This window comes from Desulfovibrio simplex, from assembly GCF_055387835.1.
In genome coordinates, this window is record NZ_AP042377.1 from 772,008 (window position 1) to 786,067 (window position 14,060).

Genomic DNA, 14,060 nt, shown 5'->3' on the forward strand with positions numbered 1-14,060 from the left:
CGTGATGGAAGATGACCGCAAGAAAAAAGAATACTTTTCCATAAACAAACCCTGGCGCAGCAACGAAATGGTGTCCGGTCTGGCCAAGGCCACGGGGCGCTCGCTGATGTGGGCTCTGGGATTGACCAGAGACGATTTTTCCAAACCTTTCATCGGCATTGTCAATTCGCACACCGACATTCACCCTGGCCACATGCATTTGCGACAGCTGGGCGAACAGGTACGGCTCGGCATTCACGAGGCTGGCGGCCGTGCTTTTGAATTCCAGACTATCGCCCTGTGCGACGGCATGACCATGGGCCATGAGGGCATGTATTACGTGCTCCCCAGTCGTGACTGGATTTGTGATACCATTGAACTCATGGTACAGGGCAATCGCCTGGACGGTCTTGTTTTCATCGCATCCTGCGACAAGATCGAACCCGCCATGATGATGGCCATGGCGCGTCTGGATATCCCCTCCATCATGCTCACCGGCGGGCCCATGATGCCCGGCTACTTTGACGGCAAGCCCCTGGCCTGTTCATCTGTGCGTGAAAGCGCGGGCAAGTGGGCCATGGGCAAGTACACTGACGAGGAAATCCTGCACATCGAACAGACTGCCTGCCCCGGTCCCGGCTCGTGCTCCATGTCCGGCACCGCCAACACCATGGCCTGTGTGGCGGAATCCCTCGGTTGGACTCTGCCGGGCTGCGCCACCAGCCACGCCCAAAGCACGGAAAAACAGCGCCTGGCCCGCGCCACCGGCAGGGAGGTCGTGCGCCTGGTGAAGGAAGATATCCGCCCCTCCAAGATCACGACCATGGCCAACTTCAAAAACGCCATGTCCGTCAGCAGCGCCTTTGGCGGATCGACCAACGCCACACTGCACATTCCCGCCATTGCAAAGCAGATGGGCATACACATCAGGATGGACGACTTTGAGGCGGTGAGCCAGAAGGTGCCGTATATGGTCAGCCTTATCATGGCTGGCAAGCACACCATGCTTGAGTTTCACGAAGCCGGGGGCGTGCCCGCGCTCATGAAGGAACTGTCGCCACATCTGGATGAAAACACGCTTACGGTAACGGGCAAGACTTTGGGCGAGATCAGCAGGCTTGCCGAAAACAAGAACCCCGAGGTGGTGCGTCCTCTCTCCAATCCCTACCAGCCCCACGGCAGCTATGCCATTATGCGCGGCTCCATCTGCCCTGACGGCGGTATTGTCAAGCAAACTGGGGTGGCTCCGGAAATGCTGGTGCACGAAGGCCCCGCGCGCGTCTTTGACACCGAGGAAGAAGCCTACGCCGAAATATTCGGCGGCAACATCACTCCCGGCGATGTTATCGTCATCCGTTACCAGGGACCCCGTGGCGGCCCTGGCATGCGCGAAATGCAGGCCGCCACGAGCGCCCTCATGGGCGTCGGCCGGGGCAAGGATTCGGCCATCATCACCGACGGACGTTTTTCGGGCGGCACGCACGGTCCCTGCATAGGCCATATCGCGCCGGAAGCTTCGGAAGGCGGGCTTATAGCCTATATCAATAACGGTGACCGCATCCGCATTGACATTCCCGGTCGCGCGCTCGATCTTCTGGTCCCTCAGGAAGAAATCGACCGCCGCAAGCGTGAACAGCCTTTGCTCAAGAAGGAGATCAAAAGCCACGTGCTGCGTCGCTACGCCATGCTGGTAGGCAGCGCGGCTGAAGGCGCCACTCTGAGTCCCGACTAGACGGCTTTTGATGGAGGGCCCGTGGGGGCGGGCCCTCCCAGCTGATTTTTACTGCGGCAAGCGGCTACAGGTTTGGCGTGATACTCTGCCATTCCGTCAGGTCAACATAGAGGTTCTGTTCATAAAAGCGCCGAGTGGTGTTGGCGTTTTCATTGTCGGCAGGAATGTGTGTTTCCCATTTCTGGGGGCAGAAGGGGACATCAGGCACATGCCCGGGCGTCAGTGGCCGGGCTGTGGGCGCAACCGCCTTTGGAGCCCGCAATCTGCCTGGAGCATTTTTACGTGTGAAGGTTTCGGGAGGCGAGCGTTTGGGCATCAACCTTCAATAAGGAGGGGGGAAATGCAGTCTGTAGTGGGTAAGAGCCAAATACTGGCAGAAAAACCAACACGCCAGAGGCATCTTCTCGCAGCCATCTTGCTGATAGTTGTATTTTTTTCCTATCTCGACCGCGTCAATGTATCCATACTTGTGGTTGACCCCGGTTTTCTTGACGCCATGGGCATCAGCCAAAGTTCTGTACAAAAAGGCCTGTTGATGAGCCTTTTTCTGGCTGCTTACGGAATCGGCAATGTTCTGCTGAGCCCGGTGGGAGACATGATTGGTCCGCGTAAGGCCATGTCCATCTCGATTGTTATCTGGAGCATTTCTTTGGCTATAGGCGGTATCGCAGGCACATTCGGCATAATGCTGGCGTCGCGCGTGTTGCTGGGCCTGGGCGAAGGCATGCATTTTCCCATGCAGAGCAAATTTATCAAGGAATGGTTTCCTCCCAATGAGCGTGGCAAGGCCAACGCCGTCTGGCAGACGGGCATGGCCCTCGCCCCGGCCATAGCCATGCCGTTTTTTGCCTGGCTCATTCATGCGGCCGGATGGCGTGAAAGTTTTTTTATTCTTCTTTCCCTGGGGCTTATACCCCTGTATCTGGTTTTAAACTACACTGCGGATACGCCGCAGGAAAGTAAGAAGATCAATGATCTCGAACTGCGGTACATCCAGGCAGGTCTTGCTGCCGAAAAATCCCGACAGTCTCTGGTGAAGCCCACATTTGCCGAAGGAATAAAGTCTTTCGCAAGCAACTATCAGTTCTGGCTCATCGTTGTGTATTACATGGTGCATACGTCCATTCTTTGGGGAGCCATGACATGGCTGCCCTCGTACCTGAAGGAAGCGCGCGGCTTTTCCTGGGAAGCCATGGGGGCGCTCGCCTCGCTGCCCTGGTTTCTCGGCCTTGTCACCAAGATCCTTTCCGGTGTGCTGGCGGACAGATTCAAGCGCCGGGCCCCCATCATACTTGTGGCCATGATCGGCGTTGGCGTGGGCATATACTGTGGCGCCACCGCAGAAAGCAATATGGGGGCCGCGATTTTTCTGGCTGTTGGCGTGGGCTTTATTGGCCTGGGCGGCCCAACGGCCTGGACGCTCATGCAGGATATTGTGCCCGGTAAAGGCATATCTACAGCCGCTGGAGTCATGAACGGCGTGGGTAACGGTTTTTCCTCCCTTGCGCCGCTGGTCATAGGCTTTCTCATTTCCATCACGGGCAGCTATATGGGCGGGCTTCTGTATCTTGTGGGCTGCGCTGCTATCGGAGCCATCGCAATGTTAATACTGATAGCCAACGGTCGTTAACCCGCGGCAACAGCAGGGTTATGCAATCGGAAGCATATGGCACGAAAGATTTGGATGATCCGCAGAGGAGGGCATGGTCTGTACAGGGCATGCCGGATTACCGGGTGGCTGTGGTGCTTTCTATCGGGGCGGAACAGGCCGGAGAAGCCCGATCATGGAAGGCAGGTTAGAACATTTCAACTTTGAAAAAGTGTAAATGCTCTAACGCTGCACGAAAGTGCAGTGCGCCATAACGTGGCGTGGATTCAGCCGAAAATCGCATTTTTCGGCTGAATGAACACCTTGAAATGTGAAACATTTCAAAGCTAATCTGCTCTAGAAAAGGGGGCAACGCTGAAGAAGCAGGGCGCCCGGTAATGGGGGAGGCTCCATCAGCACGTTATGGGGCCCCAGTGTAACGCGCGCTCTATTTTTTGGCAAAACGCCGTTTAGTTTTGTACAAATGCGGGATCGGCTTCCGTGCCAAAAACGGCAGGTAAGAATAAAAAAGGCGGGGATTTTTCCCCGCCTTTTTTGTAAATAGAAAAGGATCGCCTGGCACTGTGAAGGCGGGATCGCCTGTCAGCAACGCACACGCTTGAGCGGGAGTACAGCCAGCCGCCTCGAACGGTACTACTGCTTGCCGCTCAAAGACTCGAGCGTCGTCTGGTTTTCTTATTTAAGTTTCGCCCGGCGGTCGATATCCAGCTTGTGGAAGATCGTGCGCAGGTGCGCGCGCACCGTGTTTTCCGTTACCAAAAGCCGTTCCGCGATTTCACCGTTGCGAAGGCCCTCGGCAGCCAGCAGCGCGACCTCGCATTCCCGCGCGGTCAAATCGGCGGGCAGCGCCCCCTTGGCAACGGCGTGGCGCAAAGCCTCCCAGCCGATGCCGTATCGCGCTCTGGCCGTGGTAAAAGCCTCAAGAAGGGTGGGGTACTTTTTCCTGATCAGGTCTTCCGTCAGGCCTTGGAGAGTCTGTATGGAGCATACGGCCAGGGACAGCACAAAACCGTCAGGCAGGGCCTTTGCGGCGGCGTGTTCCAGAAAGTCCGCGGCCTGCCCGCGCTTCCCCAGCAAGGAATATCCCAGAGCCATGAAAAGCAGGAACAGAAACTCCGAAAAAGCGGTTTTTTTGATCACCTCTTCCGGGATGGCCTCCAGCGTCCCGATGAAGCGCGTGACTTCCCCCTGGTTGAGCAGATAGACCACATGCGCATACAGCGCGTTATTGCGCATGGCAGGAAAAAGCGGTCGTGAAGAAAAATCGCCGTCTTTCAGCCAGCCAGCGATGCGGTTCTGCTGTTGCAACTCGGCCAAAATTGCGCCGCGCACCGTATCCAGCGCCACCCGGGGCACCCAGGCAGTTTGTCCAGGGCAGGATGCGGCGCGGTCCATGGCCTTGACGGCGCGCCGCCAGCCTTCCGCATCGGCCTTGAGCAGCGCGATGTCGGCCAGCACTTTCGCGGTTCCTAGCAGAATGACGCTCTGCCGGCCGCATTCTGCCAGAAAGGCTGCCTTGTAGGCGTAAATCTCCGCCGTGGCCATATCGCCCCTGTGGTAGGCGACCTCGGCGCGAAAGAGCGCGTCCGCGCCGCTGCCGTGGCCGCCGGTCAGCCGGGAATAGAGAGGAATGAACTCCTCCAGGGCCTCGGCCTCCCGGTCAGCCTCGCCCGGCCGGAGGTGGAACTCGGCAAGCTGGCAGTAATCGCCGGAGCACCACGGAGCTTCAGGCAGGATCACCTGGGAGCATGCGCCATTAAACAGCGCCGCGGCTTCGCGAACGTTCGGGAGCATTTCGGCCGTACGGGGAAAATGGCGGTAGGCGGACACAAGCAGCCACTCCGCCCGCAGGGGGCCGCTTTCATCAAGCCGCTCGCCCAGGTCATCCAGCACCTTGCCAAAGGCGGCGTCCAGACCCGCAACCTTGAGTGCCCAGGCGACGCACAGCATGGCGCGAGGATGTCCGCGCCTGATTTCTTTGGGGCAATGCTCCGCGATATCCAGGGCAATCCTGAAAAAAGGCGTGCCGCCAATCTTTTCAAAAAGGATAGGGGAAAGGTCCAGGGCAAACATGCGTTCATACGCACGTATTCCGGCATACAGTCCCAGAGCTTCAGCGAACCTGCCCGCGTCGCGGCAGAGGTCGCCCGCGCGCAGAGAATCCTCGCCGCTCTCGGGCCGACCGGAAGAATGGCGCATCCGGGTTGACGCCGTTTTTTTGGATGAACCCTTCGCCCCAGGGTTACCAGCCATTCCTTGTGCTCCTTTTCTTTGCCGTGGAGGACTTTCAGCAAGCAGCATCCATTATTTTGCAGTAAAAATCCATAGAGATGCCGGTTAGAAGGCGTTTTTACCCTGATCGCGTCGGGGCCACGGCACGGCTGAAAAACATATTTGTGTGCGCTATAGTCCATTTGGACGATGCGCCCGGACTGATATTTTTGTATTGCTATATAATACGTAAGCAGTTCGCGGTCAGACAGAAGCATCTGCACACTCTGTCCGTATGGGGCGAAACATGACGCAATCGGTGGAAAGCTTCATTCGCAAGTCCGGCCTCATCGCGGGCGGCTGCAACATTGTGCTGAATTCCCTCTTTTCCTGGCTGGGGAACATGGCCATGACGGAGGTACCGCAGGGCTCGGCCGCTGTGGATACTGTTATTACCAGCATGGTCATGTCGCTGCTGATGTCCCTTTTCATTTCCGCCGACACCAAGCGTGCCCTCAAGGCCGGAACCGTCGCAATGGCCGCACCGGCTCATAGCGCCGGACGTCTGCTGCGCCGCCTGCCCGCCCGGCCCTGGAAACTCGGTCTTGTGCTGGGATTGGTCGTTGCAGTTGTTCTTACGTCCTGTATGATGGGGCTTTTTTCCCTGCTTGACGTGACGGCGCTTCCATTTTTCGCATTCCTTTCGATTAAAGTCGTGTACTCGATGCTTCTCGGCTATGTCGTGGCCCGTTGGGTGATTTTGCGGCAGTTGATCGCCGCCTGAGAATAAATGCCAGCGTGCGGCGCGGAACGCGAAAGATATTCCCGCCCCGCAACGGCTGCTGGACGGCATCCACAAATACGGCACAAAACTCTTTATCTGGTGACTGGCGCGAACGCCGTCGCGCCGTCCGCTTTCCCGGATGCGCCGGATATGCGGCCACGAAAGGATGTCGCGGAGGAGTTTCAGGCGGCTTTTTAAAGATGCATATCGTTGGCGACGCAGCCAGGGGCGGGCGCATTCCGGGGGGCCACACAGGATGCCTGCGTCAGAGCATCTGTGTTCCGGAAGCTGCAAGAACAGGAGAACCGCTCATGAACAGCAGCTATTTCATCCCAGTGGAAAAACTGACGAAATTTATGGAAAATGGCGCGATGAACGCCATGGAAGGAGCGTATGTCTACGGTCTCACCGACCCGAGCGTGAAACGGCTGCTGCCTCCGCCTCTTGAACCCGCCGATCCTGCCTGTCCTCTGTTTATGCTGTATGTCGTCAATATCCGCGAACCAACCTTCGCGCCCTGGTACATGGAGGCAGGCCTCGGCGTAGTGGCGAAATGCGGAAATACGGTCGGCCTCTACTTCTTCAATCTCCAGCTGAGTGGCCCTGGAGCTCTGATGGGAGCCTTCACCGGACGCGAAATTTCGGGATTGCCAAAAAAAGTCTGTGATCGGATACGGGTTGAACGGACCGATGAATACGCGCACTGTTTCGTGGAACGCGGTGGCGTCAAGCTGGTTGAGGTCGAAATGGAAATGGGGCGGTATAACCATTCAGCTTTTCAGATGGAACAGGAAAACTGTCAGGCGGTGCCGGGCGGCAAGCTGGTGGAAGGGGGAGGATGCCTTCTGCACAGATATGGAATCAACGACGAGGGCGGGTTCCGTGACATGGAAGTCATCTACTACGACAGCCCGATGCGGTTTCACTTCTGGGAGCCGGCGACCGCGACGGTAAGGCTCGCTTCCAGCATTGATGACCCGTGGGGCGATATCCCCCTGACAACCGTTCTGGGCGCAGGCTGGGCCAGGGTCGACAACAGCGTCCGAAGCCAGACCGTCATACACCGTTATCGCCCGGAAGCGGGGCCGGAGGTGATGCAGTACCTCTACTCCGGCAGATACGACCGAAGCCTTCTGTGCCGTGAGCACCAGCGCTACGAGTAGACAAAAAGGAGTCTGAAGCATGGAATATAACCGCGAATATTTCGCCGGAAAAACCGCCGTTGTGACAGGGGCGGCGTCCGGCATCGGGCTGGCGCTCGTGGAGGAGCTGCTTCAATGCAACGCGGCCAAAGTGGTGATGGCGGACATAAACCCGAACAATCTGGAACAGCATGAAAAAAGGCTGCGAGAACAGTACGGCGACCGGGTGAAGGGGATTCTGTGCAATGTCACAGGGGAAGAGGCGGTACAGAGCCTGATTTCCGATGCCGTGTCTTTTTTCAAAGGTCGGCTCGATCTTCTGATCAACAACGCGGGTGCCGGTTTTGCGGGATACTTCGCCGATATGACAAATGCGGACTGGAAGGCCGCATTTGACTTGAATTTTTACAGTGCCCTGTACGGCATGCGGGCCGCATTGCCCATCATGGGTAAACAGGGTGGCGGCCAGATCATCAACATCATCTCCGGGATAGCCTTTATGCCCATGGCGCAGCAGTCGCGCTACGCCGCCACCAAGGCGGCGCTCAACGCGCTCTCCATCGCCTTGCGTGCCGAATACTGGGACGCCAACATCAGGATTTCCTCCGCTACGCCGGGCACGACGGTGACCGCCATATGGGGCGGTCTTGAACCGCCGAAAAGCGCGCAGACGCCGCAACAGTCCGCGAGCCGCATCCTGAACGGCGTTGCCAACAACGACAGGGTAATCTTCGGCGATGACAATGACGTTAGAGGCGCCACAGAGTCCTATGACATTCAGAAGCAGGAGGTAATAGACGCATATCTGCTGCACGTCGCGCGCGAACGCCGTAAAGGCGTTACCGCCATCTGACGGCGAGTATCTAAACTGCGGGGCATAGAATCAGCGCCATCCGCTTGGCGGATGGTTTGCTATGGCCTGTAGCGGTCTGTTGCCGATTGCGCCTGACGATGCAGGATTTCATAGTATTCAAGCCTGTGCCGTGTAATGCCCGCCCTCAAAACGGTAACGCTGAGGTTACCACTCTCTGTAGCATTGCCATATTCCGAAAAATCCATCCAGTACCCCTTGCCGGAAAAGAAGAAAAGCGGCGAAAAGCTGCTTTTCACCGCTTTTGCGGAGCATTCGGGTTCAGTTCAACTTATTTTTCATGCTTTTTATGAGGGCTCATGGAGCAGGAGCCGGTATTTGTGCTGCCGCACCAGACGCACTTATTTGCGCCAGAACCGTGTTTGTGCTTGCCCATTGGGCTGATAGAGCAAGAACCATAGTTTGACGAACCACAAAAAACACATTTTTTTTCATCATCAATGTGTTCATGTTTTTTATGCGGGCTGCTTGAGCAGGAACCATAATTTGATGAGCCACAGTATTTACATTTTCCCATGATAGCCTCCAAAAAGTTACAGATTGGTACACATCTCATTGCAACGACAGGAAAATAGTATGCTTTTGGCATGGATGACAGAACAGGATTCCAGAAACTGGAATTTTATCCTCTCAGTGAGCCATTGCGCTATGAATATAGCGCTTGTCATCAAAGATGTTCATCTAGCGGAATTTGCTGTGCTATTTGTAAAAGAGCGCATCAGAATGCCATTTTGACGTCACAGATCGACAGGCTCACGCCAGCCTCGGCTTGCCATAAGATTTCAATAAACCGCTCTCCGGTGATCCTGCAACGTTTCATTCTTGCGCTCCTGTAGCATTTTTATAGGCAATCCGCGCTAAAAACTGGGGAGTCCATACTGCATTCGTGATTTTGAAGACCTGGAAAAAATGGCTTCATCCATCAGTTTTTTGACATCTCTACGGGGCGAGTCTCCAAACAGCCGCTTATATTCCCTATTGAATTGACTGAGGTTGTCATAGCCGACAGCGCTGCCCGCATTGCCGACATCCATGCCCTGAACCAGCATCAGGCGTTGCGCTTCGTGGAGGCGCAGACGTTTTTGATACTGTATGGGGCTGAATGCCGTTATTTCCTTGAAGTGACGATGAAATGTGGATGGGGCCATATGCGCTTTTTCTGCCAGTTCCTCAATTTGGACGGCGGCTGTGATATTTTGCTTCAACCAGTTGATTGCCTGGAAAATCTGGTTGCTCTGCGAGCCTGGGGTGCATAAAGAGATCAGGCTGTGTCCGTTGGGGCCTATTAGCAGAAGATAATGGATTTCTTTGATAATCATTGGCGCGAGCACAGGGGCGCGCTCCGGCATGACAAATAGCTCTGAAAGTCGTGCAAAGGCATCGAGCATGGCCGCTCCAAGCGGCTGGACCAGAATTCCCCTGACCGTGGGAGCCGCATCTGGCAAGCCACGGGGAATTTCCAGAGCCAGCTTGGCGATAAGGCTTTTATCAAGGTCAACGGATATCGCTGTGCATGGCGCATCGGGCGAGGCCTCGCATTCTACAATAACGCCCGGCACATCCACCCCGGTGACCAGAATGTCATTATCTCCATAATGATATTCCTCACCCCCAGTTACAACTCTTTTGCGCCCCTGAATCATTTTAACAATCATCGGCTTATAAAGATGCGCGCACCCTCTGACAGGTTGTTCAACCCTGTGCAGCGTAACGCCCGGTATGCCCACGTCATGCTCGCCCGGCCCGGACATTTGCCCGTGAACAAGTTTTTGAAGAAGACTCCTGGTTTTTTCTCTGTCTATACGGTTTGTGTCCGCCATTTTTTCCCTCCTGTGGTCCGTGCATATCATAATTTGTAAAAAAAGCACATGAAGAGAGTTTTATGCAAAAAAACGACAGAATTATGTCTATTAATTTTTTTGCAATTCTCTATTGTGCAAATAGAAAATTGCCAGGGGCGCAGCAACCCGTTGGGCGTTTGCCATGCGGTACGGAATACCTTTCATCAGCATGCGGAATAGTTTTACTGCCAAAAAGGAGTACGCAATGAAAACCATCAGCTTCAAAAACAACGGCGCGGGTGTGGCCGCAAATATTCATTTGCCTGAAAGATTTAACGAAAAAAACAAATACCCTGCTGTAGTTTGCGCACATCCGATCAGCAGCTGCAAGGAGCAGACCTCGGGGATATACGCCGCAAAACTCGCGGAAAAGGGTTTTGTGGCCCTTGCCTTTGACGCGTCTACCCAGGGCGCGAGCGGCGGGGAGCCGCGTTTTATGGAAGTTCCGGCCGCACGTATAGAGGATTTCCGGTGCGCCGTGGATTATCTTGTGACCCTTGACTATATCGACGAAAACCGCATCGGCGTCTTGGGGATATGCGGTGGGGGCGGGTACGCGGTCAGCGCGGCCATGACGGAACGCCGGTTCAAGGCGGTGGCTACCGTTTCCGGAGCCAATTACGGCAGGCTGATGCGGGAGGGCGACTTCACCCCTGATGCCGCGATTCGAACCCTGGAAGCCATAGCCAAACAGCGCACGGCCGAGGCCAGGGGCGCGGAGCCGCTGATCGTTGGATATACCCCCAATTCTCACGAGGAGCGGGAGAAGGCCGGGCTTAACGACATCGATATGGTGGAGGCCGTTGATTACTACAGAACCCCCAGAGGGGAGCGGCCGGGTTCTCCCAACAAACTGCGCTTTACCAGTACCGCTGCTGCCGTGGGCTATGACGCCTTTCATCTGGCCGACCATCTGTTGACACAGCCGTTGCAGATCATCATCGGCAGCAGGCCAGGGGCTTTCGGCTCCTACCGGGATGGCTTCGACCTCTTAAGCCGGGCGTGCTCACGGGACAAAAATCTGTTCGTGGTCAACGGCGCGAGTCATTATGACCTTTACGATGTCCCGCAATACGTTGATCAGGCGTCTGCGAACCTAACGGAATTCTTCGGCAGATGCCTGTAGTGAGACAGTCCCCATCTCACTTCGGAAAAAGAACTCGTAGTTTTTACCCGGCCCTCGAAAACAGAAAAGGATAAAAAATGGCAAAAATAGAAGATATCCAAGTGGACGACAAGCTTATTGAGGCATTCCATCTCATGTATGACTACTTTCCAGAAGGCGTGCAACTGGTGCACAAGTCAAAACGGATCATTGCCCTTAATTCAGCCTGCGCGTCCTTTGGACGGCACGTGGGCATGGTTTGCAGCAAGCACGGCCCGCCGGAACATCACAAGGGCTGCCTGGCCAACAAGACCCTTAAAGGACATAAGGCCACCTGGTTGAAAGGCCCCAGAATGACCCCCGACGCGCCGGAAGCCACGATTTTTTGGCTGCCCGTTGACGGATACCCCGACTTTTACATCCATTTTGGCGTGCATTGCATGAAGCACTACAGCGCTCCGTCTTCAGAAGATGAATAATTTATTGAATTTTAAACGAAAACCGTAATCTGAACCAACGATAATCAGGAGATTCTTTATGAAAACGGCATTGATCACCGGCGCAAGCACGGGAATAGGCAAAGCCCTGGCCTATACGTTCGCTTCACGAGGTTTTAATCTTATCCTCGTTGCACGAAGAAAAGCCCTGCTTGATGAAATAGCGGAAGACATCCGTGCGCAACACAAGACAGGAGTGCTCGTGCATGAAGCGGACCTGACACAGAAAGAGGCTGTTGTCGCCTTATATGAAGAAAGCAAAAAGCACACCATTGATGTGTTGATCAACAATGCCGGCTTCGGGGACTTCAGTTATCCGTGGAATGTTGATCTGGACAAGGCGGAAAGGATGCTCGACCTGAACGTCAAGGCGCTGACCGAACTTTCCTTGCGTTATGTGGCGGATTATCGTGACAAAGAAGCAACCCTGATCAATGTTGCATCAATCGGCGGGTACAGTATTTTCAGTTCCGCCGTTCTCTACTGCGCAACAAAATTCTTTGTGGCTTCCTTTACCGAAGGGATTTCCAACGCCTTGCATGAGCAGGATAAAAAGATGCGCGCCAAGGTTCTTGCCCCTTCTTCCACCTCTAGTGAGTTTGTGGCCCGCGCCAGCGATGATGCCGCTTTGAACGGCGAGGAAATTGTTTCCTCAATGGAGTTCATCAGCGCCGAACAATTGGCCGAATATGCCTATGCTCTGTATGAGAGCGATAAGTGCGTCGGCATAGTCAACGCGGCAAATAAACTTGAGCTTAAAGATCCAATGTATCCGGCAGTATAAAATGGCCTGTAGTGAATCCGGGCATTTTCCCAATGACCGCATTTGAGTGACAAGCATATTGTAGGCAGAGGTTTTTCCGCCAGCCATATCCTCTCTCCGGTGATGGCCGCAAAGGCCTGTTCAGGCTCCGGGCAAGGCGGATATGGTTTATGGCTTTCCGTAGACGTTTTTTTTGCCTGGTCGTGGAGCAGCCCACGCATTTCATTCGTGGGCTGCTCTGCAAGGATTTGTCTGTAACTCCTTGCCAGGAAATAGCTTCGGCGAATTTTTCCCGCCGTCAAGCGACTACTTTCAGTGGTAATTGTTCCGGAATGGAGAGCCAATGAACAGGCGGTTGCGTAACATGTTTCTAATACTGTTGTTGATAATCGGCAGCATTATAGTGGCCATATATGCCATGGTTACTCAGGCCCAATTCGGCAGGCACCCTGATGGCGAACGGCTGGAACGGATATTGATCTCTCCAAATTATAAAAACGGAGAATTTCAGAATACAGTTCCAACACCCCTCCTGATAGAGGGTGAAAGCTTTATGACGACGATGTGGAAGAACCTTTTCAGTAAAAAAGTCCGCCCAAGGCCGGAGGAATCTCTGCCCACAGTCAGGCTGGATTTGAAAGCTCTGGACGCGGCACGGGACATGGTGATCTGGCTTGGGCACTCGTCCTACTATATTCACCTGGGCGGCAAAAGAATTTTGGTTGATCCGGTTTTCAGCGGTTACGGCGCGCCTTTTTCCTTCTTCAATAAAACATTTCCCGGAACGGATGTGTATTCCGCGCCCGACATGCCGGAAATCGACTACCTTATCATATCGCACGACCACTGGGATCACCTCGATTACCAGACGGTGACGGACATGATGACCAAGGTCAAAACAGTAATCATGCCCTTGGGCGTTGGCGCGCATTTCGAGCATTGGGGATATCCAAAAAACAAGCTGCAAGAAGCTGATTGGAACACGGCGTTACCGTTTGAAGGGGGATTTGTCGTCCATGCGGTTCCAGCAAGACATTTTTCCGGGAGAACGCTCACCAGAAACAAGGCCCTGTGGGCTGGTTTTGTGCTGGAAACCCCCAAAAAACGCATCTTCCTGAGCGGTGATACCGGATACGGCCCCCATTTTGCGGACATTGCCCGTACATTCGGTGGATTTGATCTGGTTGCCCTGGACGGTGGGCAGTATGACCCACGCTGGCCGCTCGTCCACATGAACCCTGAAGAAGTCGCGCAGGCGGCGGAAGAGCTTGAAGCCGGCACCTTGATGCTCGCCCATGCAGGCAGGTTCACTATTGCCGAGCACCCCTGGGATGAGCCGTTCGTTCGTGTTTCCAAAGCGAGCAAGGGCAGGAGTTTCCAGCTGCTCACCCCAAAGATAGGAGAACCCGTGTGGCTCGATGGTACGGAACAGGTTTTCACCAACTGGTGGGAAGGCATACAATAATGCACATGGACAGACAGCGTGAGCAGATACTGAAACCGCCCTGTTGATTTGGTGAAAGATG

Annotated in this window: 13 protein-coding genes; 10 read left to right on the forward strand and 3 right to left on the reverse strand. The window is 54.8% G+C overall.

Going from position 1 to position 14,060, the window contains the following annotated elements:
• Window positions 1-4 precede the first annotated feature (4 nt).
• From ilvD to ACZ5DH_RS03155, 3 genes are all read left to right on the forward strand, one after another.
• Complete coding sequence (gene ilvD / locus ACZ5DH_RS03145; RefSeq protein ID WP_464255705.1) at window positions 5-1,711, forward strand: dihydroxy-acid dehydratase; 1,707 nt, start codon at window positions 5-7, stop codon at window positions 1,709-1,711.
• A gap of 415 nt (window positions 1,712-2,126) precedes the next feature.
• Window positions 2,127-3,341, forward strand: coding sequence for an MFS transporter (locus ACZ5DH_RS03150; protein ID WP_464255706.1), 1,215 nt, complete (start codon window positions 2,127-2,129; stop codon window positions 3,339-3,341).
• 20 nt (window positions 3,342-3,361) lie between these two features.
• Complete coding sequence (locus ACZ5DH_RS03155) at window positions 3,362-3,511, forward strand: hypothetical protein (protein ID WP_464255707.1); 150 nt, start codon at window positions 3,362-3,364, stop codon at window positions 3,509-3,511.
• Window positions 3,512-3,995: 484 nt separating this feature from the next.
• Here the strand turns inward: ACZ5DH_RS03155 and ACZ5DH_RS03160 are convergent, their stop codons facing one another.
• Complete coding sequence (locus ACZ5DH_RS03160) at window positions 3,996-5,573, reverse strand: LuxR C-terminal-related transcriptional regulator (protein WP_464255708.1); 1,578 nt, start codon at window positions 5,571-5,573, stop codon at window positions 3,996-3,998.
• Window positions 5,574-5,838: 265 nt separating this feature from the next.
• Between ACZ5DH_RS03160 and ACZ5DH_RS03165 the strand changes: the two genes are divergently transcribed.
• The 3 genes from ACZ5DH_RS03165 (at window position 5,839) to ACZ5DH_RS03175 (ending at window position 8,310) form a co-directional block, all read left to right on the forward strand.
• The gene (locus ACZ5DH_RS03165; protein ID WP_464255709.1) at window positions 5,839-6,315 is read left to right on the forward strand and encodes a hypothetical protein; all 477 of its coding nucleotides are present in this window, start codon (window positions 5,839-5,841) and stop codon (window positions 6,313-6,315) included.
• Window positions 6,316-6,626: 311 nt separating this feature from the next.
• Complete coding sequence (locus ACZ5DH_RS03170; protein ID WP_464255710.1) at window positions 6,627-7,478, forward strand: acetoacetate decarboxylase family protein; 852 nt, start codon at window positions 6,627-6,629, stop codon at window positions 7,476-7,478.
• A 19-nt stretch (window positions 7,479-7,497) separates the two neighbouring features.
• Window positions 7,498-8,310, forward strand: a complete 813-nt coding sequence (locus ACZ5DH_RS03175; protein ID WP_464255711.1) for an SDR family NAD(P)-dependent oxidoreductase — start codon at window positions 7,498-7,500, stop codon at window positions 8,308-8,310.
• Window positions 8,311-8,599: 289 nt separating this feature from the next.
• Here the strand turns inward: ACZ5DH_RS03175 and ACZ5DH_RS03180 are convergent, their stop codons facing one another.
• Window positions 8,600-8,845, reverse strand: coding sequence for a hypothetical protein (locus ACZ5DH_RS03180; protein ID WP_464255712.1), 246 nt, complete (start codon window positions 8,843-8,845; stop codon window positions 8,600-8,602).
• Window positions 8,846-9,185: 340 nt separating this feature from the next.
• Entirely contained in the window at window positions 9,186-10,055 is an 870-nt protein-coding gene (locus ACZ5DH_RS03185) for an AraC family transcriptional regulator (RefSeq protein WP_464255713.1), read from the reverse strand.
• Window positions 10,056-10,374: 319 nt separating this feature from the next.
• Between ACZ5DH_RS03185 and ACZ5DH_RS03190 the strand changes: the two genes are divergently transcribed.
• The 4 genes from ACZ5DH_RS03190 to ACZ5DH_RS03205 all read left to right on the forward strand — a co-directional run bounded on the left by ACZ5DH_RS03190 (window position 10,375) and on the right by ACZ5DH_RS03205 (window position 13,999).
• Window positions 10,375-11,295, forward strand: a complete 921-nt coding sequence (locus ACZ5DH_RS03190) for an alpha/beta hydrolase (RefSeq protein ID WP_464255714.1) — start codon at window positions 10,375-10,377, stop codon at window positions 11,293-11,295.
• Between the two features lie 77 nt (window positions 11,296-11,372).
• Window positions 11,373-11,753: a hypothetical protein gene (locus ACZ5DH_RS03195; RefSeq protein WP_464255715.1), complete on the forward strand. Its 381-nt coding sequence runs from the start codon at window positions 11,373-11,375 to the stop codon at window positions 11,751-11,753.
• A 58-nt stretch (window positions 11,754-11,811) separates the two neighbouring features.
• Entirely contained in the window at window positions 11,812-12,555 is a 744-nt protein-coding gene (locus ACZ5DH_RS03200; protein WP_464255716.1) for an SDR family NAD(P)-dependent oxidoreductase, read from the forward strand.
• A 322-nt stretch (window positions 12,556-12,877) separates the two neighbouring features.
• Window positions 12,878-13,999 carry an MBL fold metallo-hydrolase gene (locus ACZ5DH_RS03205; RefSeq protein WP_464255717.1) on the forward strand — a complete coding sequence of 374 codons (1,122 nt, stop codon included), beginning with the start codon at window positions 12,878-12,880 and terminating at the stop codon, window positions 13,997-13,999.
• Window positions 14,000-14,060 lie beyond the last annotated feature (61 nt).